This window comes from Variovorax gracilis, from assembly GCF_030317115.1.
In the GTDB taxonomy this organism is placed as follows: Bacteria; Pseudomonadota; Gammaproteobacteria; order Burkholderiales; family Burkholderiaceae_C; genus Variovorax; species Variovorax gracilis.
The window spans coordinates 132,578-156,235 of record NZ_JASZYF010000011.1; the positions used below are offsets into that span (position 1 = coordinate 132,578).

General features: G+C 66.9%; 23 protein-coding genes and 1 riboswitch. Of the genes, 15 read left to right on the plus strand and 8 right to left on the minus strand.

The features are described 5' to 3' along the window. The first annotated feature begins 81 nt into the window (after positions 1-81). Together QTH97_RS21350 and QTH97_RS21355 are read left to right on the plus strand one after the other, a co-directional pair. The gene (locus tag QTH97_RS21350; RefSeq protein ID WP_286570461.1) at positions 82-549 is read left to right on the plus strand and encodes a Crp/Fnr family transcriptional regulator; all 468 of its coding nucleotides are present in this window, start codon (positions 82-84) and stop codon (positions 547-549) included. A 90-nt stretch (positions 550-639) separates the two neighbouring features. Continuing rightward, positions 640-1,494, plus strand: a complete 855-nt coding sequence (locus QTH97_RS21355; RefSeq protein ID WP_286570462.1) for a zinc ribbon domain-containing protein — start codon at positions 640-642, stop codon at positions 1,492-1,494. An 8-nt stretch (positions 1,495-1,502) separates the two neighbouring features. Here the strand turns inward: QTH97_RS21355 and QTH97_RS21360 are convergent, their stop codons facing one another. Then, on the minus strand, positions 1,503-3,488 hold the full coding sequence (locus QTH97_RS21360; RefSeq protein WP_286570463.1) for a monovalent cation:proton antiporter family protein: 1,986 nt from the start codon (positions 3,486-3,488) through the stop codon (positions 1,503-1,505). Positions 3,489-3,563: 75 nt separating this feature from the next. Between QTH97_RS21360 and QTH97_RS21365 the strand changes: the two genes are divergently transcribed. From QTH97_RS21365 to QTH97_RS21380, 4 genes are read left to right on the plus strand one after another with little or no spacing between them, the layout of a single operon-like run. Next, entirely contained in the window at positions 3,564-4,565 is a 1,002-nt protein-coding gene (locus tag QTH97_RS21365) for a KpsF/GutQ family sugar-phosphate isomerase (protein WP_286570464.1), read from the plus strand. Continuing rightward, on the plus strand, positions 4,565-5,113 hold the full coding sequence (locus QTH97_RS21370) for a KdsC family phosphatase (protein WP_286570465.1): 549 nt from the start codon (positions 4,565-4,567) through the stop codon (positions 5,111-5,113). The genes QTH97_RS21365 and QTH97_RS21370 overlap by 1 nt, the downstream gene beginning before the upstream one ends. Then, positions 5,110-5,751 (plus strand): LPS export ABC transporter periplasmic protein LptC, encoded by a 642-nt coding sequence (gene lptC / locus QTH97_RS21375; protein ID WP_286570466.1) that lies wholly within the window; start codon positions 5,110-5,112, stop codon positions 5,749-5,751. Before QTH97_RS21370 ends, lptC begins: the two co-directional genes overlap by 4 nt. Beyond that, a complete protein-coding gene (locus QTH97_RS21380) occupies positions 5,748-6,560 on the plus strand; it encodes an SDR family oxidoreductase (protein ID WP_286570542.1) in 813 nt (270 codons plus the stop codon). The genes lptC and QTH97_RS21380 overlap by 4 nt, the downstream gene beginning before the upstream one ends. An 84-nt stretch (positions 6,561-6,644) precedes the next feature. On the opposite strand, the gene rbp is transcribed toward QTH97_RS21380, so the two are convergent. Continuing rightward, positions 6,645-7,169, minus strand: coding sequence for an RNA-binding regulator (gene rbp, locus QTH97_RS21385; RefSeq protein WP_286570467.1), 525 nt, complete (start codon positions 7,167-7,169; stop codon positions 6,645-6,647). 249 nt (positions 7,170-7,418) lie between these two features. Beyond that, positions 7,419-7,601, plus strand: a riboswitch (yybP-ykoY riboswitch). Positions 7,602-7,610: 9 nt separating this feature from the next. Here rbp and QTH97_RS21390 point away from each other — a divergent pair. From QTH97_RS21390 to QTH97_RS21410, 5 genes are all read left to right on the plus strand, one after another. Then, positions 7,611-8,177 (plus strand): TMEM165/GDT1 family protein, encoded by a 567-nt coding sequence (locus QTH97_RS21390; RefSeq protein WP_286570468.1) that lies wholly within the window; start codon positions 7,611-7,613, stop codon positions 8,175-8,177. 116 nt (positions 8,178-8,293) lie between these two features. After that, the gene (gene metX, locus QTH97_RS21395; RefSeq protein WP_286570469.1) at positions 8,294-9,445 is read left to right on the plus strand and encodes a homoserine O-succinyltransferase MetX; all 1,152 of its coding nucleotides are present in this window, start codon (positions 8,294-8,296) and stop codon (positions 9,443-9,445) included. Further along, positions 9,442-10,029: a methionine biosynthesis protein MetW gene (metW, locus tag QTH97_RS21400; protein ID WP_286570470.1), complete on the plus strand. Its 588-nt coding sequence runs from the start codon at positions 9,442-9,444 to the stop codon at positions 10,027-10,029. Before metX ends, metW begins: the two co-directional genes overlap by 4 nt. Positions 10,030-10,057: 28 nt before the next feature. After that, complete coding sequence (locus QTH97_RS21405) at positions 10,058-10,639, plus strand: IMPACT family protein (protein WP_286570471.1); 582 nt, start codon at positions 10,058-10,060, stop codon at positions 10,637-10,639. 168 nt (positions 10,640-10,807) lie between these two features. After that, positions 10,808-11,368, plus strand: coding sequence for a bactofilin family protein (locus QTH97_RS21410; RefSeq protein ID WP_286570472.1), 561 nt, complete (start codon positions 10,808-10,810; stop codon positions 11,366-11,368). 6 nt (positions 11,369-11,374) lie between these two features. On the opposite strand, the gene QTH97_RS21415 is transcribed toward QTH97_RS21410, so the two are convergent. Continuing rightward, a complete protein-coding gene (locus QTH97_RS21415) occupies positions 11,375-12,181 on the minus strand; it encodes a DUF72 domain-containing protein (protein WP_286570473.1) in 807 nt (268 codons plus the stop codon). A gap of 178 nt (positions 12,182-12,359) precedes the next feature. Between QTH97_RS21415 and QTH97_RS21420 the strand changes: the two genes are divergently transcribed. Beyond that, entirely contained in the window at positions 12,360-13,853 is a 1,494-nt protein-coding gene (locus QTH97_RS21420) for a M20 family metallopeptidase (RefSeq protein WP_286570474.1), read from the plus strand. Beyond that, positions 13,850-14,686, plus strand: a complete 837-nt coding sequence (locus QTH97_RS21425; protein ID WP_286570475.1) for an alpha/beta hydrolase — start codon at positions 13,850-13,852, stop codon at positions 14,684-14,686. Before QTH97_RS21420 ends, QTH97_RS21425 begins: the two co-directional genes overlap by 4 nt. On the opposite strand, the gene QTH97_RS21430 is transcribed toward QTH97_RS21425, so the two are convergent. The 5 genes from QTH97_RS21430 to QTH97_RS21450 all read right to left on the minus strand — a co-directional run bounded on the left by QTH97_RS21430 (position 14,683) and on the right by QTH97_RS21450 (position 19,710). Next, a complete protein-coding gene (locus QTH97_RS21430; RefSeq protein ID WP_286570476.1) occupies positions 14,683-15,855 on the minus strand; it encodes an MFS transporter in 1,173 nt (390 codons plus the stop codon). The two genes, QTH97_RS21425 and QTH97_RS21430, sit on opposite strands and share 4 nt — an antisense overlap. 109 nt (positions 15,856-15,964) lie before the next feature. Next, on the minus strand, positions 15,965-16,447 hold the full coding sequence (locus QTH97_RS21435; protein ID WP_286570477.1) for a YidB family protein: 483 nt from the start codon (positions 16,445-16,447) through the stop codon (positions 15,965-15,967). A gap of 36 nt (positions 16,448-16,483) precedes the next feature. Beyond that, positions 16,484-17,839, minus strand: coding sequence for a M20/M25/M40 family metallo-hydrolase (locus QTH97_RS21440; protein ID WP_286570478.1), 1,356 nt, complete (start codon positions 17,837-17,839; stop codon positions 16,484-16,486). 51 nt (positions 17,840-17,890) lie between these two features. Next, positions 17,891-18,619, minus strand: a complete 729-nt coding sequence (locus tag QTH97_RS21445; RefSeq protein WP_286570479.1) for a 16S rRNA (uracil(1498)-N(3))-methyltransferase — start codon at positions 18,617-18,619, stop codon at positions 17,891-17,893. Beyond that, entirely contained in the window at positions 18,616-19,710 is a 1,095-nt protein-coding gene (locus QTH97_RS21450) for an aminoglycoside phosphotransferase family protein (protein WP_286570480.1), read from the minus strand. The genes QTH97_RS21445 and QTH97_RS21450 overlap by 4 nt, the downstream gene beginning before the upstream one ends. A 98-nt stretch (positions 19,711-19,808) precedes the next feature. On the opposite strand from QTH97_RS21450, the gene QTH97_RS21455 reads away from it, so the two are divergent. Continuing rightward, a complete protein-coding gene (locus tag QTH97_RS21455) occupies positions 19,809-22,241 on the plus strand; it encodes an LPS-assembly protein LptD (RefSeq protein ID WP_444813459.1) in 2,433 nt (810 codons plus the stop codon). 14 nt (positions 22,242-22,255) lie between these two features. Continuing rightward, positions 22,256-23,641, plus strand: a complete 1,386-nt coding sequence (locus tag QTH97_RS21460) for a peptidylprolyl isomerase (RefSeq protein ID WP_286570482.1) — start codon at positions 22,256-22,258, stop codon at positions 23,639-23,641. Positions 23,642-23,658: the final 17 nt, after the last annotated feature.

Below are 23,658 nucleotides of genomic sequence, written 5' to 3' on the forward strand. Positions count from 1 at the left end.
CAACAATGTGAGTTTGTGTGATATGTGTCACCACTCATTTGCGGTTTCGCGGATACTCGCACCACAGCAGGGCTTACAACAATGTCATCCAGCATTCAGGATCTTTGCCGCGCCGTCGCGCAAAACACCAGCTATGACGCCTTTGCGCCGGCGTTCAACGCGCAGCAATGGGAAACACTGGCCGGCTACCTGCAGCCCTTCGACCTGTCGGCGGGACAGGTGCTGATCGACCAGGGCGCGAACGACCGTACCCTCTTCTTCATCGAAAGCGGCGCGCTCAGCGTCCATCTGATCGGCGACAGGGGCCAGATGCAACTGGCGATCCTCAACCCCGGATCGGTGGTCGGCGAAGGCGCGTTCTTCTCGCGCCTCCCGCGTTCTGCCAATGTGGTGGCGACGGGCTCTGCCCGCGTCTGGCGGCTCACCGCCATTCGCTTCGCCGAAATGTCGAACCGCCAGCCGACTCTGGCCCTCGAACTCGCCATGGCTCTCGGCGCCGTGATCGCGAGGCGCATGGTGAACAAGCCCAAGCGGGTCGCAGTGACCTGAGCGCAGGCCCCCAAGATGGCCCTGGTGTGCGCCGACTGCAGTATTGCGAATCGCGAAGATGGCAAGTTCTGCAAGGGTTGTGGACGGCGGTTGAACGTCGCGGTCCCCGTTTCCGTGCCGGCGCCCCGACGTGTCGCGGTAACTGCCGGCACCCTGCCGAACATCGATGACGAGTGGCCTGCGACGCAGCGCATGGCGTATCACGCCGACGTTGCTTCGGAGCGCCTCTTCGATCCTTTCCTCCCTCCGCCGGCAGCGGCTGGCTCGGCCGGCGACACGACGATCGCCCGCCCCCGGAAGGCAACGTCGCCTCCGCTCCCTCCCTCCGCGCTGCCGCCCCGAGGCGTCCGCCGGTCTTCATCCAGGCGCTCGTCGCGTTCGCTGAAAACCGTCGACAAGCCCCCATCGCTGGCGCGCCGACTCGGCACCTGGAGCGTGCTGATCGCCGTGGTCGTCCTCGTCGCGGTGGGCTGGGGCTACGTCTACAACTCCCGCAACTCGGCCGTGCCGGCCGTGGCGAAGGAGCTTCCCGCGCCAGCTCCCGTCGAACCGGCAGCAGCGCCGCCGGCTGCCGTGCAAGTGGCCGAACCGGTCCAGATCGCACCTGCGCCCGCGCCTGCACCCGTGGCCGAGCCATCGCCTGCCGAGCCCGCGAAGCCCGTCGCCGCGGCGGCGCCGAAGCCTCGCAAGCCGACATCCGCCGTGGCGCCCGCGCCGGCGCCGGCCGTGGCAGCCGCGCCGGAACCTGCGCCGCAGCCCGCACCGGAGCCTGTGGCGCTTGCGAATCCGCAGTCGCTATGCGCAGGCCTGAACTTCTTCGCGCGCGCCCGATGCATGGCGGCGCAGTGCGCCAAGGCAGACTACAAGTCGCACGCGCAGTGCGAGGCCGTCCGACGCCAGCAGCAGATCGACGAAGAGAAGCGCAACCCGACGCTGCTCAACTGATCCGCGGATCAACCCTTCTGCAGCTTGTCGATCGCCATGGCCAACGCGCCGGGCTTGCCTGACAGCACCAGCGTATCGCCGTCCGCCAGCACCGTGTCGTCGTTGGCGTCGGCCGCCTTGCCGTCGCGGCGTCGCAGGCTCGCGACGCGCACCCCCAGGGCATGCAAGGCGAGCCGCGCCAGCGGCTGGCCGATCGCGCGGGCACCGTCCGACAGCGTGAAGGTGTTGAGCCGCTCGTGGTCGACTTCGTCGGCGTTGTCGTCATCGGCGCCGTGGAAGTATCCGCGCAGCAGGTTGTAGCGCGCATCCCGCTGGTCCTGCACCACCCGGATCACGCGCCGCATCGGCACGCCGACCAGTGCGAGGGCGTGGCTCGCCAGCATCAGCGAACCCTCGATCGCCTCGGGCACCACTTCCGTCGCGCCGGCGGCCTGCAGTTTCTCCAGATCGCGGTCGTCCTGCGTGCGCACGATCACCGGCACCTGCGGCGCATGGGCACGCGTGTTGGCCAGCACCTTGAGGGCGCCCGGCACGTCCTGATAGGTCACGACCACCGCGCTGGCGCGCGCCAGGCCGGCCGCCATCAGCGCCTGCAGGCGCGCCGCGTCCCCGAACACCACCGAATCGCCTGCCGCGGTGGCCTGGCGGACGCGATCCGGGTCCAGGTCCAGCGCCAGGTAGGGGATGCCCTCGCGCTCCAGCACGCGGGCGAGGTTCTGTCCGCAGCGCCCGTACCCGCAGATGATGACGTGCTGTGCGGTATTGATCGTCTTGCGCGCGATCGTCGTCATCTGCAACGACTGCTGCAGCCAGTCGCTCGCCACCAGCTTCCGCACGATCCGGTTGCTGTACATGATGATGAAGGGCGTCGACAGCATCGACAGCACCATCGAGGCCAGGACCGGGTTGACCAGCCACTGCGGCAGCAGATTCTTCCCCTGGGCCAGCGCCAGCAGCACGAAGCCGAACTCGCCCGCCTGTGCCAGGTAGAGGCCGGTGCGCAGCGAGACGCCGGTGGTTGCACCCAGCCAGCGGGCCAGTACCGTCACCAGCACGAGCTTGAAGCTCAGGGGCAGCAAGAGCAGCACGGCGACCAGCAACCAGCGGTCCACGACGACGTGCCAATCGAGCGACATCCCGATCGTGATGAAGAAGAGCCCCAGCAGCACGTCGTGAAAGGGCCGGATGTCCGTTTCCACCTGGTGCTTGAACTCCGTCTCCGACACCAGCATGCCGGCGACGAACGCGCCCAGCGCCAGGCTCAGCCCCGCCAGCTCGGTGAGCCATGCCAGCCCCAGCGTGACCAGCAGCAGGTTGAGCATGAACAGCTCCTCGCTGCGCCGCCGCGCGACGAGCGTCAACCACCAGCGCATCACGCGAGGCCCGCCGTACAGCAGGACCGCGATCAGGAAGGTGGCCTTCAGCAGCGCGAAGCCCAGTGCTTTCAGAAGCGTTTCCGGTGGCGCGCCGAGTGCGGGAATCAGCACCAGCAAGGGCACCACTGCGAGATCCTGGAACAGCAGCACGCCCATCACGCGCTTGCCGTGCTCGCTGTCGAGTTCGAGGCGTTCCGCCATCAGCTTGACGACGATCGCGGTGCTGCTCATCGTGAGCGCGCCGGACAGCACGAACGCGGTCTTCCAGCCCAGGCGCCAGCTCGGTGGCAACCAGTGGGCGATCAGCAATGCGCCGGCCATCGCGATCCCGATGGTCAGCATCACCTGAAGCAGGCCCAGGCCGAACACGTGCTTGCGCATGGTCCGCAGCTTGGGCAGGCTGAATTCCAGCCCGATCACGAACATCAGGAAAACGACGCCGAACTCGCCCAGGTGCTGGATGCCCTCGGAGTTCTGGGCGAGGGCGAATGCGTGCGGTCCGATCAGCACGCCGGCCGACAGGTAGCCCAGCATCGGCGGCAGCTTGAAGTAGCGGCACACGACCACGCCGATCACCGCAGCCAGCAAATACATCAGCGTGAGATCGAGCGAGGACATGCGCGATGCTACTGAATGTTCTCCGCGCTTTGCGCCCAAAGTGTGCGCCCCAGCCCTGCCCGATAAAATCCGTCGATGAGCTCCCGCCCTGACCTGGCCTCCACGGCCGAACCCGACGCGATGCTCGCGCGGGCGCGTATCACCTTCGACATCGAGGCTGCGGCCGTACTCGGCCTCAAGCAGCGTGTCGGGCCGAGCTTCGTCGAGGCCGTCCGCAAGATCCTCGACGTGCGCGGGCGCGTGGTCGTCATGGGCATGGGCAAGAGCGGGCACGTGGGACGCAAGATCGCCGCCACCCTTGCGTCGACCGGCACGCCGGCCATGTTCGTGCATCCCGCCGAAGCGAGCCACGGCGATCTCGGCATGATCAAGGCGGTCGACCTCGTGCTGGCGATCTCCAACAGCGGCGAGGTCGAGGAACTCACCGTCATCCTTCCCGTCGTCAAGCGCCAGGGCGTGCCCCTGATCGCCATGACCGGCGGCGCCGACTCCACGCTGGCACGCCATGCGGACATCGTGCTGGACAGCGGCGTCGAGAAGGAGGCCTGCCCACTCAACCTCGCGCCTACTGCGAGCACGACGGCGCAGATGGCCCTCGGCGATGCGCTCGCCGTCGCATTGCTCGACGCGCGCGGCTTCGGCACCGAGGACTTCGCCCGCTCGCATCCCGGCGGCGCGCTGGGTCGCAAGCTCCTCACGCACGTGAGCGATGTCATGCGCTCCGGCGACGCCGTGCCGCGTGTCGGACCCGGCGCCAGCCTCAGCGAGCTGATGCGCGAGATGAGTTCCAAGGGTCTGGGCGCGACCGCGGTGGTCGATCCCGAAGGCCGGGCGATCGGCATCTTCACCGACGGCGACCTGCGCCGGCAGATCGAGACGGGCGCCGACCTGCGCGCCCTGACGGCGGGCGACGTGATGCATGCCGGCCCGCGCACGCTGCGGGCCGAAGCGCTCGCGGTCGAAGCGGCAGAGCTGATGGAGAAGCACCGCATCACCAGCGTGCTCGTGGTCGACACGGCAGGCATCCTGATCGGGGCGCTCACCATCAACGACCTGATGCGGGCGAAGGTCATCTGATGCCCATCGAATTCAAGGCGGAGACCTTGCTCGCCGCGCAGGACGTGCGAGTCGCGTTCTTCGACGTCGACGGCGTGCTGACCGATGGCGGCGTGTACTTCAGCGAGCACGGCGAAACGCTCAAGCGCTTCAGCATCCTGGACGGCTACGGCCTCAAGCTGCTCCGCCTCGCGGGCATTACGCCGGCGGTCATCACCGGGCGAGACTCGAAGCCGCTGCGCGTGCGCCTCCAGGCGCTCGGCATCGAGCATGTGCGCTATGGCACGGAGGACAAGCTGCCGGCCGCGGAAGCCATGCTTGCGCTGCTGGGCCTGAGCTGGACGCAGGCCGCAGCCATCGGCGACGATTGGCCTGACCTGCCCGTGCTGGCCCGCGCGGGCTTTGCCGCCGCGCCCGCCAACGCGCACGCCGAAGTGCGCGCCATCGCACACCATGTGACGGCGGCACGCGGCGGTGAAGGTGCCGCACGCGAGTTCTGCGATCTGTTGCTGACCGCCGGCGGCCACTACCGTCGGTTGCTGGATGCCGCGCGGGGCCTGCCCGCATGAAGTCGGCCTGGAGCCTGGTGCGCGTCGGATTCGATCGCGCAACGATGTACCTGCCGCTCATCCTGATGGCGGCGCTGGCTTTGGGCACCTACTGGCTGGTGCGCAGCGCACCCAAGCTGCTCGAGCCTGCAGCCAAGGAGGCGCCGACGCACGAGCCCGACTTCTTCATGCGCAATTTCGTGGTCAAGAACTTCCTGCCGAACGGTGAGCTGAGCAGCGAACTGTTCGGCAAGGAGGGCCGCCACTATCCAGACACCGACACGCTCGAAGTCGACGATGTGCGGTGGCGCGCCATTTCCGAGGAAGGGCTGATCACGCACGGGTCCGCGAAGCGCGGCCTTTCCAACGGCGACGGCAGCGAAATCCAGCTCTTCGGCGACGCCGTCATCATTCGCGACGCGGCGAAGACCCCCGATGGCAAGCCGGTGCCGCGCCTGGAGTTCCGCGGCGAGTTCCTGCACGCCTTCCTGGACACCGAGCGCGTGAAATCGCACAAGCCGGTCACGCTCATACGCGGAACTGACCAGTTCACCGCGAATTCCATGGACTACGACAGCATCACGGGCATCGCGAATCTGCAGGGGCGCGTGCATGGCGTGCTGATGCCGCGCGCGGCGGCACCAGGAGAAAAGCGCTGACGAACGACACCCTTCAGGAAAAGCCGCGCGCGAGACCCCTGGCTTTCATCACCGGCGCATCGAGCGGCATCGGCCAGGCGCTGGCGGCGCGCTTTCACGATGCCGGCTACGACCTGGCGCTGGTAGCGCGGCGCACGGCGGAGATCGAGGCGTGGGCGAGGTCCCGGCGGGTCGATGCGGACCGATACCTGATCTACAGCGCCGATGTCGCCGTGATCGACAGCATCGTGGCGGCCGGCGCTGCCTGCATCGCACAGCAGGGCGTGCCCGACGTGGTGATCGCCAATGCCGGCATCAGCGTCGGCATGGACACTGCCGAACGCGATGATCTCGATGTGCTCGCACGGACATTGGCCATCAACAACATCGGGCTGGCCGCGACCTTCCACCCCTTCATCGCCGGCATGACGGCCCGGGGAAGCGGCCGACTGGTCGGTATTGGCAGCGTCGCGTCCATCCGTGGGCTGCCCGGACACGGCGCGTATTGCGCGAGCAAGGCCGGAGTGGTCGCTTACTGCGAAAGCCTTCGCGGCGAACTGCGCTCGAGCGGCGTCAAGGTCGTGACGATCTGCCCGGGCTACGTCGACACGCCGCTGACGCAGGGCAACCGCTACGGAATGCCCTTCCTGATGCAACCCGCCGATTTCGCCGACCGGGCATTCCGTGCGATCGACTCTGGCGCAAGCTACCGGGTGATTCCCTGGCAGATGGGCGTCGTCGCGAAGATCATGCGCCTCCTGCCGAATGCCCTGTTCGATCAGGCAGTGAAAGGCCGGGGACGAAAGCGGCGGGCCGGAGAAGTGGCCTGAGCGACTGTCAGCGGTGATCGACCATGAAAAAAGGCTCCCAAGGGAGCCTTTTTGTCGTGAGTTCCGTTCTTGCGCGGGTTCGGTTCAATAGCCGCTGTTGCCGCCATTGCCGCCACCGTAACCGCCGCGACCACCGCCGCCGCCACGCGGGCCAGCGCCGTAGGGGCTGCGGAAACCGCCGTCGCCACCACCGCCACCGCTGCGACCGCCGCCGCCACCACCGTAGCCGCCACCGCCGCCGCCGTAACCACCGCCACCGCCGCTGCGACCACCGCCGCCGCCGCCGTAGCCGCCGCCACCACCGCCGTAACCACCACCGCCGCCGCCGTAGCCGCCGCCACCGCTGCGCGGGGGACGTGCTTCCATCGGGCGTGCTTCATTCACGACCACGCTGCGGCCGCCCAGAGGCTGGCCGTTCATGCCATTGATGGCTGCTTGTGCTTCCGCATCGCTGCCCATTTCGACGAAACCAAAGCCCTTGGAGCGGCCTGTGTCGCGCTCCATCATGACCTTGGCGCTCGTCACGGCACCGAATTGCCCGAAGGCTTGCTCGAGATCACCGTCACGTACCGAGTAAGGCAGGTTACCGACGTACAGTTTGTTGCCCATCAAGGGACTCCTATAAACACATCAAGAAAAGCGATGGAGTCCCGAGAGCACTGCTCCACGGAAGAATCCGCCGAGCTGCGCGAAACTGACCGATCACCGAATCGCCCCCACCAGAATTTGAAGGGAGGCTCGCGCATTATGGGTGAAATACGGGAAGCGCAAGTAGGAATTTGCCCCCACGCTCGCCACCCTCCAAATATTCTTGATGTTGGCGCACACTTACTTCACCACTCGCCGGTACGCTACAATCCGGGAGTCATTGGGGAGTAGCCGCCTTCCATCGCGAGAAGGGTTTGCGTCAACAGACTTGTCTTGTCCTCGTGCAAGACATGGCGCAGACAGTGTCCAGCCTGGCGAGACCTTTGACCGCGCGACTTCGGGATTCGGCCGAAGGTGTCGTGCGGTCAATTGCGTCCTTCGGCCGTCGGAATCCCTTTTTTCATGGAAGCTTTCTTCATTGCAACCGGCGTGGTCGCGCTCGCCGAAATGGGCGACAAGACCCAGCTCCTCTCCCTCGTGCTCGCCGCACGGTTCCGCAAGCCCTGGCCGATCGTCCTCGGCATCTTCGCGGCCACGGTCCTGAACCACGCGCTCGCGGGCGCGGTCGGCAACTGGGTCACGCACTTCCTCGGGCCTGACGTGCTGCGATGGATCCTCGGCGGGTCCTTCATCGCCATGGCGCTCTGGATGCTGATTCCCGACAAGCTCGATGACGACGACCTGCCCAAGTCCTCGCATTTCGGCGTGTTCGGCACCACCCTCGTCGCCTTCTTCCTCGCGGAAATGGGCGACAAGACGCAGATCGCCACCGTGATGCTCGCGGCCCGCTATGTCGACGCGTATGTGTGGGTGGTCCTCGGCACCACGCTCGGCATGATGCTGGCCAACGCGCCCGTCGTGTGGCTGGGCGAGCGCATCGTGAAGCGCGTGCCGATCCGCCTCGTCCACAGCATCTCCGCCGTGATCTTCCTGGTGCTCGGCGTGGCTGCGTTGATCGGCTGGGGTTGACCGGCATATACTTCCAGGACGCGCCGATTTGCTCCAGCTTGCGGGCGCTTAACAAATGCAGCTAAAGACGGATGCCCGACCCGGCTCGTTTTTGGCGAGGCCGGGTTTTTTCATTCATGTCGTTCGTCGTCACTCCGCAATCGATGCATTTCGCCGGACCGCTGGCCCTCACCAGCGGCGCGTCGATCAGCGACTACACGCTCGCCTTCGAGACCTATGGCGAGCTCAATGCCGACCGCAGCAACGCCGTGCTGGTCTGCCATGCGCTGAATGCGTCGCACCACGTCGCCGGCGTGTATGCAGGCCAGGAGAAGTCCGAGGGCTGGTGGGACAACATGATCGGCCCCGGCAAGCCGGTCGACACCGATCGCTTCTTCGTCATCGGAATCAACAACCTGGGCTCGTGCTTCGGCTCGACCGGGCCGATGCACATCAACCCGGCGACCGGCAACGCCTACGGCGCGGACTTCCCCGTGGTCACGGTCGAGGACTGGGTCAACGCGCAAGCCGCCTTGCTCGACGCCCTCGGCATCCGCACCCTCGCGGCCGTGATGGGCGGCAGCCTCGGCGGCATGCAGGCGCTCTCCTGGACCATGCAATATCCCGACCGCGTGCAGAACGCGGTGGTCGTCGCCAGTGCACCCAGCCTCACGGCCCAGAACATCGCATTCAATGAAGTGGCACGCCGCGCAATCGTGACCGACCCCGATTTCAACGGCGGCCACTTCTACGAGCACGGCGTGATCCCCAAGCGCGGGCTGCGCATCGCCCGCATGATCGGGCACATCACTTACCAGAGCGACGACGTGATGAACGAGAAGTTCGGCCGTGCGTTGCGCAGCGCCGTCGAGGGCACCGTCGACCACACCGACTTCCTCTATTCGACACAGGAAGTCGAGTTCCAGATCGAAAGCTACCTGCGCTACAACGGCGACAAGTTCAGCGAGTACTTCGACGCCAACACCTACCTGCTCATCACGCGCGCCCTCGACTATTTCGATCCCGCGCGCGGGCACGGCGGCGACCTTCGCGCAGCGCTGGCGCAGGCGAAGGCCAAGTTCCTGATCGTGAGCTTCAGCACCGACTGGCGCTTCTCGCCGGCGCGCAGCCGCGAGATCGTCAAGGGCCTGCTCGACAACAGCCGCAACGTGAGCTACGCGGAGATCGACGCGCCGCACGGGCACGACGCCTTCCTGCTCGACGACGTGCGTTACATGAGCGTCGTGCGCTCCTACTTCGAGCGCATCGCAGGAGTCGCATCGGCATGAGCGACCTGGACACCCAACAACTCATTGCCCGGCTCGTGCCCGAAGGCGCAAGAGTGCTCGACCTCGGTTGCGGCGACGGCGCAATGCTCGACCTGCTGCAGCGCGAGCGCGGCTGCACCGGCTACGGCATCGAGATCGCCGACGGCAACGTGCTGGAGTGCGTCCGACGTGGCGTCGACGTGATCCAGCTCAACCTCGACGAAGGCCTCGCGATGTTCGACGACGCGTCCTTCGACGTCGTGCTGCAGATCGACACGCTGCAGCACCTGCGCAATGCCGAGGTCATGCTGCGCGAAACCGCGCGTGTGGGCCGAATCGGCATCGTCGCCTTTCCCAACTTCGCGCATTGGCCGAACCGCATCAGCATCGCGCGCGGCCGCATGCCGGTGACGCGGCGCCTGCCCTACCAGTGGTACGACACGCCCAACATCCGCGTCGGCACCTTCAAGGACTTCGAGGTGCTCGCGCGCAAGCACCGCCTGCGCGTGCTCGATGCGTTCGGCCTGCAGGAAGGACGCGAGGTCCGCTGGCTGCCGAATGCGCGCGCCGGTACCGCGGTGTTCAAGTTCGAGCGCGAGCGATAGCCGTCGCTGGCGGGCAAGCCCTGACGTCATGCCGTTCACTCTCGCCGCGCCGCTCCACAGCGAGCTGAGCATCAGGAAGAGCCGGTTCATCGGATGCGTGCAGCCCGTAATGGATCGCGCCGGCGCGCAGGCCATCGTCGATGCGCTGCGCCGCGAACATCCCGGTGCTGCACACGTCTGCTGGGCGCTGATGGCGGGTGGACAGTCGGCCGCCAACGACGATGGCGAGCCCGGCGGCACCGCGGGGCGTCCGATGCTCGAGGTCCTTCGCCATCACGATCTCGAAAGCGTTCTGGCCACGGTCGTGCGCTACTTCGGCGGCATCAAGCTCGGCGCGGGTGGACTTGTGCGCGCCTACACCGACAGCGTGGCGCAGGCGCTTGCGGGTGCTGCGCTCGTGCCGCTGGTGCGGCAGCGCGGGCTGCATTGCGCGGTGCCCTATGCGTTCGAGGGTCTTCTCCGTCGCGAGCTTGCCGCCGTCGGCGCCACCATCGATGAAGTGCGGCATGACAGCATGGTGCACTTTTCGTTCACGCTGCCCGAGCCCTCGGCCGCCGATTTCATTGCACGTCTGGACGATGCGGCGCAAGGGCGCGTTGCATGGCTTTGATGCGTCGCCGCCGCAATTTTTCGCTGCGCCAGACCAAATAGCTCGAATATGGAGCACAAAAGTTTAACTTTGCATTTACGCACGATTTATTCAGTTACGCCTCTTGCGCAATGAAGTGCCGCGACCCGTAAGGGCCTTCTTACGATACGCGTTTTGAGGAGTTCCCCATTGGCCACACAGTCCCCCTTCTTCGGCAAACGTGATCGCGAAGCCGACAATCTCACCTCCCGCCCCGCGCCATTGATGGGTTCCGGTACCAATCTTTCGGGCACTCCGGTCAGCCCTTCCACTCTCACGACGCAGGCCGCCAACGCAGCCGCGAGCGTTGCCAAGGAAGGCGGCAGCAAGCTCACCGTCGGCCCGAACATCAAGCTCAAGGGCGTCGAGATCACCGATTGCGACACGCTCGTCGTCGAAGGCCTCGTGGAAGCGACCATGGATTCGCGCGTGATGCAGATCGCCGAGCAAGGTGCCTTCAAGGGCTCTGCCGAGATCGACATCGCGGAAATCCGCGGCCTGTTCGATGGCAGCCTCACGGTGCGCGAAAAGCTCGTGATCCATTCGACCGGCAAGGTCACCGGCAAGATCCGCTACGGCAAGATCGTCGTCGAGGAAGGCGGCCAGCTCTCCGGCGAGATCAGCTTCGGCGCCGCCGCCCCAGGCAGCAAGCCTGCGACCGCATCGTCCACCAGCAGCGCAACACCGTCGGCCCTGCAAGCAGCCGCCTGACGCGGTTCACTCCAGGCGTTTGATCAAGGCACCGGCAGCCGCCGGTGCCTTTTCTTTTGCGCCATTGATGAAGTAGACGAAGACGTCGCGCGCACGCGATGCCTTCGCCTTGCCGTCCTCGATGCGCGGCAACGCGGCGGGCGTGCCGCCCTCGGCCCATGTCTTCGCGGCGTCGGCCCACGCATCGAGCGCCTTGGGCGCATACCCGTTCTCGAACTTCGCGTCGCTGTTCATCAGCCGCGCGTAGACGAAGTCACCCGTCAGGTCCGCGAACGACGGAAACTTTTCCGAATCGGTGAAGACGGTCGCGACGCCATGCTTGCGCGCGAGCGCGAGATATTCCGGCGTGCGGAAACTGTCGTGCCGAACATCCAGCACGTGGCGCAATTCGCGGCTGCCTTCCTTTCTCGGAAGCAATTCGAGAAAGGCCGCGAGATCCTCGGGATCGAAGACCTTCGTCGGCATGAACTGCCACACGATCGGGCCCAGCTTGTCGCCCAGCTCGCCGATTCCGCTGTCGAGGAAGCGCTTGATCGAATCGCCCGCCGTGGCGAGCAGCTTCCGGTTGGTCGCGAAACGCGATGACTTGAGCGAGAACATGAAGCCGTCCGGCGTCTCGTCCCGCCACTTCTGGAAGGTCGTCGGCTTGAAGGTGCTGTAGTACGTGCCATTGACTTCGATGGCAGTGAGCTGCCGGCTCGCGTAGTTCAGCTCCTGCGCATGAGGCAGGCCGGCCGGATAGAAGTTGTTGCGCCACGGCTCGTAGGTCCAGCCGCCGACGCCGACCCGGATGCGTTCGCCGGCGCCGCTCATGGCCGCCCTCCCCGCATGAGCAAGCTGGGGCGGCTCGAAACTTCGGTGTGCGCATTCATGGCGTCCCTCGGCAGCGTTGGCGAAGCACGCCTTTTATCGCATCCATTGCCCGGGTGCCATCTGGGCGTGATCCCCCGGCCCGTACTAACATCGTTCCTCCAACCCCGCGGAGAACTCCATGAACGCCCCCCTCCACCGCGAAATGCCTGCCGGTCTGCTCGACGCCGGGCGCGCGCTGTCCGATGTGTCGACCCAGTGGGACAACGACATCGTCAAGCAACTCACCGACTACATCGCGATTCCGGCGAAGTCGCCGGGCTTCGACAAGGACTGGGCGCAGAACGGCTACCTCGAGACGGTGCTGCGCAATGCGGCAACCTGGGTCGAAGCGCAGAAGGTCGAGGGACTGAAGCTGGAGATCGTGCGCCTCGAAGGCCGCACCCCCGTGCTCTTCTTCGAAGTCGCCGCCACCGGCACTGACATGAAGGAAACCGTGCTGATGTACGGCCACCTGGACAAGCAGCCCGAATTCACCGGCTGGCGCAATGACCTGGGCCCGTGGACGCCCAAGTACGAGAACGGCCTGCTCTACGGACGCGGCGGCGCGGACGACGGCTATGCGGTGTACGCCAGCGTTGCTGCGCTGAAGGCACTCAAGGCGCAGGGCGCGGCGCATCCCCGGATCGTGGGCCTGATCGAGACCTGCGAGGAATCCGGCTCCTACGACCTGCTGCCCTACGTCGATGCCTTGCGCCCGCGCCTGGGCGACGTGTCGCTCGTCATCTGCCTGGATTCGGGCGCTGGCAACTACGACCAGTTGTGGCTCACCACCTCGCTGCGGGGCATGGCCAGCGGCACGCTCAAGGTCGAGATCCTGACTGAAGGCGTGCATTCGGGCGACGCTTCAGGGCTCGTGCCGTCGAGCTTCCGCATCATGCGGCAGGTGCTCGATCGCCTGGAAGACAGCAAGACCGGCCGCCTGCTGCCAGACAGCTTCCATTGCGCGGTACCCGCCGAGCGCCTGGCGCAGGCCAAGGCCACGGCCGCGATCCTGGGCGAAGAGGTCTACAAGCGCTTTCCGTGGGCGCACTTCGATTGCGGCGGTTCGACCACTTTCGCGCTGCCGACCACCACCGATCCGGTGGAGGCCCTGATCAACCGCACCTGGAAGCCGACCCTCTCGGTTACCGGCGCCGAAGGCTTCCCGGCCCTGAAAGACGCGGGCAATGTGCTGCGCCCCTACACCGCCTTCAAGCTCTCCCTGCGCCTGCCGCCGCTGGTCGATGCCGACCAGGCGGTGCAGCAGCTCAAGACACTGCTCGAAGACAACGCGCCCTACCAGGCCAAGGTCACCTTCGAAGGCGGCGGCGGTGCCACCGGCTGGAACGCGCCCGACACCGCGCCGTGGTTCGAAAGCGCGCTCAATGCCGCCTCGCGCGCGCACTTCGGCGCGGACTGCGGCTACATCGGGCAAGGCGGCACGATCCCGCTCATGAACATGCTGAGCGTCGGCTTCCCGAAGGCCCAGATGATGGTGTGCGGCGTGCTCGGGCCGAAGAGCAATGCCCACGGCCCCAACGAGTTCCTGCATGTGCCCTATGCAAAGAAGCTGACCGCCGCTGTGGCCGAAGTCATCGCCGCATTGCCGGTGGCCCGCGCCATCGCGGCTTGAAGCTGCACCGCACCTTGCCGGCGCCGGGCGGCGAGACGCTGGCGCTGCAGGACTGGCCGCTCGAAGCCGCCCGCGCCAGGGCGGTCGTGGTCCTGGTGCATGGGCTGGGCGAACACGCGGGGCGCTATCCGCATGTGGCCGAGCGTCTCAACGCATGGGGCTTCGCCGTGCGCGCCGCCGATCACCATGGGCACGGCGCGTCGAGTGGCGCGCGAGGCGGCCTGCCCACCGTGAATCGGCTGGTCGACGACCTCGCCCTCGTCGTCGACGACGCGCGGGCGGCCTATCCGGGATCGCCGCTCGTGCTGCTGGGGCACAGCCTCGGCGGTCTCGTCGCGGCGAGCTTCGTTGCGCGCGCTGTCCGGCCGGTCGATGCGCTGGTGCTGTCATCGCCCGCCCTCGATGCCGGGATCAGCGGATTCCAGCGCTTCCTGATCGCGACGTTGTCGATGCTGGCGCCCGACTTGCGCGTGGGCAACGGGCTCGACGTGAAGTACCTGTCGCACGACCCCGCCGTCGCGCCCGCCTATCGCAGCGATCCTCTGTGCCATGACCGCATCGGCGCACGGCTTGCACGCTTTCTCGCTGACGAAGGCGTCGTCGTGCAGGCCGCGGCGCCCGCGTGGCACGTGCCGACGCTACTGATCTATGCCGGCGACGATCGACTCGTCAACCCGGCCGGAAGCCGCACCTTCGCGGCCGCGGCCCCGGCGTCGGTGCTCAGCACCACTTGCTTTCCGGCGCACTATCACGAGATCTTCAACGAGAACGAAGCCGCCACGGTCTTCGACACGCTCCAGCGCTGGCTGGACGAGCGGTTCCCCACTACCTAGGCGGCCGCCGACGCCGTGCGCCGGCGGTAGGCCAGCCACAGCAGCGCAAGGCCCGTCAGCACCACCGGCACCAACGAGCCAAGGTTCAGCAGCCGCCAGCCCTGTGTCGTGACCAGCACGCCCGATGCGAGCGAGCTCACCGCCAGCGTCGCGAAGACGCAGAAGTTGAGTGCGCCCTGGGCCCGGTCCCTTTCCTCGGGCGTATAGGCCGTGAGCGAGAGCGTCGTGCTGCCCGTGAACAGGAAGTTCCAGCCTACGCCCAGCATGAACAGCGCGATCACGAACTGATGCAGGTCCACGCCAGAGAGCGCCACGGCGATGCAGCCGAAGTTGAGCGCCAGACCCGCGCCCATCACCGGCAGCACGCCGACGCGGCGGATCAGGTGGCCGGTGAAGAAGCCCGGAGCGAACATGCCGATCACGTGCCACTCGAGCACGAGCGCGATGTCCTCGAAAGGCAGGCTGCAGACCTGCATGGCGATCGGCGTCGCCGCCATCAGCAGATTCATCACCCCGAAGCCGAGCGCGCCCGACACGGCCGCGACGATGAACACCGGCTGGCGCGCGATCTCTGCCAGCGATCGGCCACCGGTCGAACTGCTCCTGGGCGGCGGCACGGGAAAGTCGATGAACTGCATCATCGCCAGCGACAGCAACGCGACCACGGCCAATGCCAGGTAGGCGCCCGCGAACGGCACCGCGAACCAGTTGCGCGTGACGGCCGCGAGATTCGGACCCGCCACCGCGCCGATCAGCCCGCCCGCCATCACCAGCGACACGGCCTTCTCGCGCCAGTCGGGCTCGGCGAGTTCGGCCGCTGCAAAGCGGTACAGGCTGGCGTTGGCGTTGTAGTAGCCCGCGACCACCGTCGCGAAGCAGAGCAGCCAGAAGTCCTTCCAGATCGCGGCCTGCGCGCAGAGCAGCGCCGAGCCCAACGCGACGGCAAGCCCCACCTGGAACGAGCGCCGCCGCCCGAAGCGCTGCTGCGTGCGCGCCACCAGGCCGGTGGCCAGCGCACCGCCCACCACGTAGCCCATCACCGGCAATGTCGCCATCCACCCGCGCGGCGCCAGCGCCAGGCCGACCAGGCCGTTGATCGCGATGAAAGTCACGTTGTTCGTCAGGAACAGGCCTTGGCAGATGGTGAGCAGCCAGAGATTGCGATTCATCGGTCGGGGCGACAGGCAGGAAATGGACGCCGGTTCTAACACGGCATGCCGGCGCCGCCGCCAACAAAAATGGCGCCCGAAGGCGCCATGGTTCGTGAGCGGGGCCGCGTCAACCCTTCTGCAGAAGCCCGCTGAGCGACGACAGCAGGTCGTCCTGATTGCCCAGCCCCTCGGCCGGCACCTGGCCCTTTGGCGTCAGCTGGTCGATCAGCGTGGGCAGCATGGTGGCCAGCAAGGGCAGGAGCGTCGCGGCGTTGATGCCGAGTTTCTGCGCGATGCTGGAGACGACATCGCCGCCGAGCGCCTGCTGCAGTTGCCCGCCCGAAATGGGAGCGTTCTCGCCCGTGCCAACCCAGGAGCCGATGACATCGCCCATCCCGGCCTGGTTGAACTTGGAGACCAGGCCCCCGAGCCCGCCGAGTTCGCCGTTATTGGCAAGCAGGCCGCCGAGCGCGCCAGCCAGGCCACCGACGTCACCACCATTGCTGCCAAGCAGGGCGCCGAGTCCGCCGAGGCTGCCGACTTCGCCTGCCTGTGGTTGTGCCTGCGCGCCGCCGAGCACTTGTCCGAGAACTGAATCTAGCAATCCCATGATGGGCCTCCTGAACGTGCAATTTGGGGTGCGACTCTACTTCACGCGCGGGGGGCGCTTCGCAAGCAAGGGCTCGCTCACGCCTTGCACGCCGACCAGCCCGAGAACGGTCACGAGGCCATTCTGCGCGCCCCGCCACCCCTCTGTCACGTCGATCCATTCCGAGAGTGCGTGAAAGCCGCCCGTCTTGCCGCCGCCGCCGACGATGATCGCGGGGATGCCCAGCGACATCGGCACGTTTGCATCGGTGCTCGCGCCGGACAGCAGCGTCTTGTGGCCGAAGGCGGCGTTCGATCGAACGGCGGCTTCGACGATCACCGAGTCCGCCGGGGTGCGTCCGCCCGGCCGGTCGCCGATCAGCCTGGTGGAGGCGCTGAGCGTCGTGACGTTCCAGCGCTTGTTCTCTTCCGCCACCGCTTCGTCGATCGCGGCCAGCACCTTCTTTTCGGTGTCGAGCAGCGCGCCCATGTCGTCCGAGCGGATGTCGACCGCCATGCGAGCATCCGGCGCGATGGTGTTGACCGAGGTGCCGCCGCCCACCGTCCCGACGGTGAAGGTGGTTTTCGGAAAGCTGGGCGTCTTGATGTCGGCGATCCTGGCAATTGCACGGCCCATGCCGTGGATGGCGCTGGGCACCTGGCCGAAGGCCGCGTAGCTGTGGCCACCCGGACCCTTGAAGGTCACCTCGTAGCGATGGCTCGCCGTGCCGAGCACCAGCACGTTGCCCTCGGGCGCAGGCTCGACTCCCACCATGCCGTCGATGTCCAGATGGTCGCGAAAGATCGCCTTCATGCCGCGCAGGTTGCCCAGCTCCTCCTCGCCGACATTGCCGACGAAGAGCAGATCGCCGACGGTCTGGATCTTGTTGTCGTTGAGTACCTTGAGCCATGACAACAGCACCGCGAGACCGCGCGTGTCATCCGAAATGCCCGGCGCGTAGAGCTTGCCGTCACGCTCCTTCACCTTGACGTCGGTGCCGGCCGGGAACACGGTGTCCAGATGCGCCGAAATCATCAGCTTCGGCCCGTTGCCGCTGCCCTTGCGCAGGCCGATCACGTTGCCTTCGCTGTCGATCCGGGCGTCGGTCAGCCCCAGCGCCTTCAGGCGAGCGAGGAAGGCCTCGGCGCGCTTCTGTTCCTTGAAGGGCGGTGCCTCGATCTCGGTCAGCAGCTTCAGGTCGTCGATCGACCGGTCGTGGTCGGCCTGCACCGCATCGAGCAGTTGCTTGATGTTGGGCGCCGCCAGAAGCTGCGTGTAGGCCTGGTCGACGGCCGGCTTCAGCTGCGTGGGCGTCGGCGCGACGGCGGACCCCTGTGCGTGAACGGCACCCGCGGCGCACAGCGCAGCGAACAGGATGGGCGCGATGCGCAATGGGATGGAGCGGGACGACATGAGGATGTGCACCAACAGATGGAAGAGGTGAAGGGAAGGAAGAGCCGTCGGCTACTGCGCGGCCAGCAGCGCGAGCGCCGCCAGGGACGCGGTTTCGGCGCGCAGGACACGCGGGCCAAGCGTGAGCGGCGCGAAGCCGCGCGCGATCGCGTCCTGCTCCTCCGCGGCGCTGAGGCCGCCTTCCGGCCCGCTCAACACCCATGCATCGCGCGGCGCGCTCGATGCACCGTTGGCGATGTCGGATACCGGCCGCGTTCCATCGGCCAGGCTCAGGATGAAGCGTTCCGCATCGGCGATGGGTTTCGCCAGCCAGCCGGTCAACGCCTGCACCGGATGAATCACCGGCACGCGGTTGCGCCCGCATTGCTCGCAGGCAGCGATGGCGACGGCTTCCCAATGCGCGCGCTTCTTGTCCGCACGCTCGCCCATGAGTCGGAGCACGCCATGCGCGGTCATGAGCGGCTGGATGCTCGCCACGCCCAGCTCGGTCGCTTTCTCGACCAGCCAGTCCATGCGCTCGTTGGCCGGCATGCCCACGGCGAGGTGCACGGCGCGCGGCGCTTCGCGTTCGACCGCGGTGTGCGCGCCGACCTGCACGGCGACTTCGCTGCGCCCCATGCGCTCGACTGTCGCGGCATATTCGCCGCCGCTGCCGTCGAACAGCGTGAGCGCATCGCCCGGCTGCATCCGCAGCACCTGCACGTGTCGCGCGGCGCCGGGCGGCAGCGTCAGCGCGCTGTTCGCGGTCAGCGCTGCAGCGCAATGAAATCGCGCCGTCACACCCGTCCGTAGGCGAACCCGGTCACGGCCTGGGTGCCTTCGACCTCGTCGATGACGCGCAGCAGCGGCGTGAGTTCGGTGTAACGGCTGGCGGTCGCCCGGATGTAGGCGATGAAGCGCGGGGTGTCGGCGAGGTACTTCGGCTTGCCGTCACGCAGCGTGAGCCGCGCGAAGATGCCGGCGACTTTCAGATGGCGCTGCAGGCCCATCCATTCGACCGCGCGGTAGAAGGCGCCGAAGTCCTCGTCCACCGGCAGGCCGGCCTTGCGGGCCTGCTGCCAGTAGCGCACCGTCATGTCGAGCACGAACTCCTCGTCCCAGCTCAGGAAGGCATCGCGCATCAGGCTCGCGATGTCGTAGGTGATCGGCCCGTGGACGGCATCCTGGAAGTCCAGCACACCCAGCGCGGGCCCACCGGTGACCATGAGGTTGCGCGGCATGAAGTCGCGGTGCACGTAGACACGCGGCGCGGCGAGGTTGTTCTCGACGATCAGCCTGAAGCTGCGTTCGAGGCGTTCCTTGAGCTTGCCCTCGACGGGCAAGCCGCGGTGCTGCCCTATGTACCACTGGGGAAACAGCGCAAGCTCGCGCTCCAGCAGCGCCTGGTCGTAGGGCGGCAGCACCTCGGGCCGCGAGGCCTTCTGCCAGAGGATCAGCGCATCGATCGCCTGGGCGTAGAGCGGGCGGGCGTCGTCGGGCCGGGCCGGATCGACCACGTCCAGCATGGTCTGCAGGCCCAGGTCGTCCAGCAGCAGGAAGCCGTTGGCTTCATCCCATTCGAGGACGCGCGGCGCCGTCACGCCGGCGTCGGCCATCAGCTTCGCGACCTGCACGAACGGGGTGCTGTTTTCCTGGGCGGGTGGGGCATCCATCACGATGCGCGTGCGCGCTGCGTCGCTGGTGTCGACGCGGAAATAGCGCCGGAAGCTCGCATCCGCCGAAGCCAGGCGAACGGTATCGGGCAGCAGTTGGTGCGCAGGCGCAATGCGCTCCATCCATTGGCTGAACGCCTCGGCGCGAGCCGGATCGCTCCAGGCCGGGGAAGGAAAAGGTGTCGCGGCGCGGCTGGCCGGTGGCTGGGAGGCTGTCATGGATAATCAATTCTACAAATCCGCCTGCTGCGGAGCCTCGCAACCTGCCGGCCCCTGGCGCCGTCATCCTCCTCCAGACGATATTTGTCCCGTACCCGATGCCTGACTTGAACCGAGCCGCCTGGCGCCGGTCCCGCCCGCCCTTGCCGCTGGCGGTGCTGTCGCTTGCCCTGTTGCATGCGCACGGTGCGTGGGCGCAGGATGCGGCGGCTCTCGATGCGCCGCTCGTCCTCAAGCGGACGCCGCAGCTCACCGAAACCCTCACGCCGGAGCAGCGCGGCCAGCTTCCGAGCTTCGTGACCGGCGACCGTATTTCCGGCCGCCCGGATCTAGAGACGATCGTCGAAGGCAATGCGATGCTGCGCCGCGGCGACACCATGATCCGCGCCGACCGGCTGGAGTACTACCAGCCCGAAGATCTCGCCAAGGCGACCGGCAATGTCCACGTCAACCAGGCCGGCAACGTCTACGAAGGCCCCGAGCTGCAGCTTCGAATCGAGACTTTCGAGGGCTTCTTCAACAACGTGCGCTACCGCTTCCTGGCCAACGGTGGCCACGGCACGGCGGAACGCATCGACTTCGTCGACAGCAACGTGTCGGTCGCGCGCCTGGCGACCTACACCACCTGCAGGGCCGAGGACTATCCGGGCTGGATGCCCGCATGGCTGCTGAGCTCCGCGACCCTCACGGCCGACACGGAAGAAAACGTCGGCGTCGCGACCAACGCGCGGATGACCTTCATGGGTATCAGCACGCCGCCGTTCCCCTCGCTGAGCTTCCCGCTCAGCAACGATCGCAAGAGCGGGGTGCTGCCGCCGGTCATCGGCATCGACAGCGTCAACGGCGTCGATATCACCGTGCCTTACTACTGGAACATCGCGCCCAACCGCGATGCGACGCTGTACCCCACGCTGATGTCGAAGCGCGGCATCAACCTGGGCACCGAGTTCCGCTACCTCGAAGAAAAGTACCACGGCGAGATCCGCGCCGACTACATGCCCGACGACCGGCTGCGCGACCGCGACCGCTGGGGCATCTGGACCAACCATACGCAACGATTCGACGCCCCGTACTTCGGGCTCGACTCGCTGGTCGGCACGCTCAACATCAACCGTGTGAGCGACAACGACTACTGGCGCGACTTCACCCGCACACCGTCGCTGACGCAGCGCCTGCTGTCGAACGATGGCACGCTGAACTGGGCCAAGGGCGACTGGAGCGGGATGGCGCGCGCGCTGAGCTACCAGACGCTGCAGTACGCGCCCGCGCCGATCATTCCGCCGTACGACCGGATGCCGCAGATCACGGCGAACTACAACAAGTACGACTGGAACGGCTTCGATTTCTCGATCAACACGGACTACTCGCGTTTCGAGGCGAAGCCGCTCACGCAGTGCCTCGGGGCGCTGCCGGCGAATTCGCCCGTGGAATGCCAGCCCAATGGCGAGCGCGTGTTCGGCGTCGCGACGCTGAGCCGGCCTTTTCTCACGCCGGGCACCTTCGTCGTGCCCAAGATGATCCTGAACAGCACGGCCTACCAGTTCGACGCGCCGCTGCTGACCAACGGCGCCACCAGCGCCACCCGTACCGTGCCGACGTTCAGCCTCGACAGCGGCCTGATCTTCGAGCGTGACACCAGCTTCTTCGGCCGCGCCTTCCAGCAGACGCTGGAGCCGCGGGCGTACTACGTGTACACGCCGTTCCGCAACCAGAACTACCTGCCCAACTACGACTCGGCGTCCAACGACTTCAACTTCGCGACGATCTACACCGAGAACGCGTTTTCCGGCAACGACCGCATCTCCGACAGCAACCTGCTCACCCTGGGCGTGAGCACGCGCCTCATCGATCCGGAGACCGGTGTCGAAGCGGCCCGCTTCGGCATCGCCCAGCGCCTGCGCTTCGAAGACCAGCTCGTCACCCTGCCCGGCCAATTGCCGGTGACCGACCGGTTGAGCGACATTCTCCTGGGCGCCCAGATCAACTGGACCCCGAAATGGAGCGTGGACGGCACGGTCCAATACAATCCGGATCAGCAAACGTCGACGCGCACCGCCATCAGCGCGCGTTACAACCCCGGGCCCTACCGCTCGATCAGCGCGGCCTACCGCTACCAGGCCAACAGCACGCCGACATCCGAGGACGGCAACAAGTCCATCGATGTCAGCTGGCAGTGGCCGCTGAACGATCTCTGGGGCGACAAAGGCAAGGACCTGGGTCCCGGCCGTGGCCAGGGGGGCGGGCGGTGGTACGCGGTGGGTCGCCTGAACTACAGCCTGCAGGACAGCAAGCTGACCGATGGCGTCCTCGGCTTCGAATATGACGGTTGCTGCTGGATCGGGCGCGTCGTGCTGGAACGCGTCACGACCGGGCAAGTCACCGCCAGCACGCGGATCATGTTCCAGCTTGAGTTTGTCGGCTTTGCCAGCGTCGGTTCGAGCCCGAGGCGTACTTTGACGCAGAACATTCAGCGGTATACCCCCCTGCGCCAGCCGATCGCAGGGCCGAGCCGCTTCACCAATTACGACTGAGACCGAGCACCGCCATGAATCACCTCCGCTCCATCCTGACCCTGGCCTGCCTTGCCACCCTGGCAACGGCTTCCGGCGCGCAAGGAACCGGCATCACCGACATCATGCGCGCCGGCCCGCGTCTCGCACCCGCACCGGCCGGAGCGCCGCGGGCACCCGTTCCCAATGTCCAGCGCTCGGCGGAATACATCGTCGCGCTGGTCAATTCCGAGCCGATCACCAACACCGAGGTACAGGCGCGCGCGGTCCGCATTCTTCGCGACAACCCGGAAGCGGGCCGCTACTCGCGCCAGGAACTGATGCGGCTGGTCCTCGAACGCCTCATCAACGAGCGTGCCCAGATGCAGGTGGCGAAGGAACAGGGCATCAAGGTCGATGACATCGCGGTCGACCAGGCCGAGCAGACCGTGGCGCGGAACAACCAGGTCAGCGTGGCCGAGCTGCGTCGCCGGGTGGCGGAGGAAGGCCTGTCGCAAGACCAGTTCCGCCGTGAATTGCGTGAGCAGCTCACGCTGATCCGCCTGCGGGACCGTGAAATCGAAAACAAGGTCAAGATCACCGACGTCGAGGTCGATCAGTTCATCCGCGACCAGCGAAGCGGCAACGCGGCAATTCCGCCCAACATCAACATTGCGCAATTGCTGGTCGCAGTGCCCGAATCTGCCAGCGACGCCGACGTGGCGAAGCTGGCGCAGCGCGCCCAGGGCCTCGCCCAGCGCGCGCGCGCAGGCGAGGACTTCACCAAGCTCGTGCAGGAGTTCTCCGACTCGCCCGATCGGGCATCCGGCGGGGCCATCGGGATGCGCAGCGCCGATCGCTATCCGCCGCTGCTCGTCGAGGCGACGCAGTCCACGCCGGTCAATGGCATCGCAGGCCCGGTCCGTTCGGGGGCCGGCTTCCACGTGCTCAAGCTGCTCGCCAAGTCGCAGCCCGGCGCGAGCGACGCCGTGGTGACGCAGACGCAGGTCCGCCACATCCTCCTGCTGAACGATGCCAAGCGCCCGACCGCCGAGTCGATCGCGAAGCTGAACCAGTTCAAGCAGCAACTGCAGAACGGCACCGCCGATTTCGCCGTGCTTGCGCGCGACAACTCGCAGGACGGCAGCGCCAAGGACGGCGGCGATCTGGGCTGGGCACGCCCCGGGCAGTTCGTGCCCGAGTTCGAAGAAGCCATGAACCGCCTGGCCCCGGGCCAGATCAGCGACCCGCTGGTCTCGCGCTTCGGCGTGCACCTGATCCAGGTGGTCGGGCGTCGCGACGCCAAGCTGAGCCAGTCCGAACAGCGCGAAGCTGCCCGCGCGCTGCTGCGCCAGAAGCGCATCGCGGAAGCCACCGAAACCTGGGCGCAGGAAGTGCGCGCACGGGCCTACGTCGAAATGCGCGAGCCGCCGCAATCGTGATCGTCGCCGTGATGACC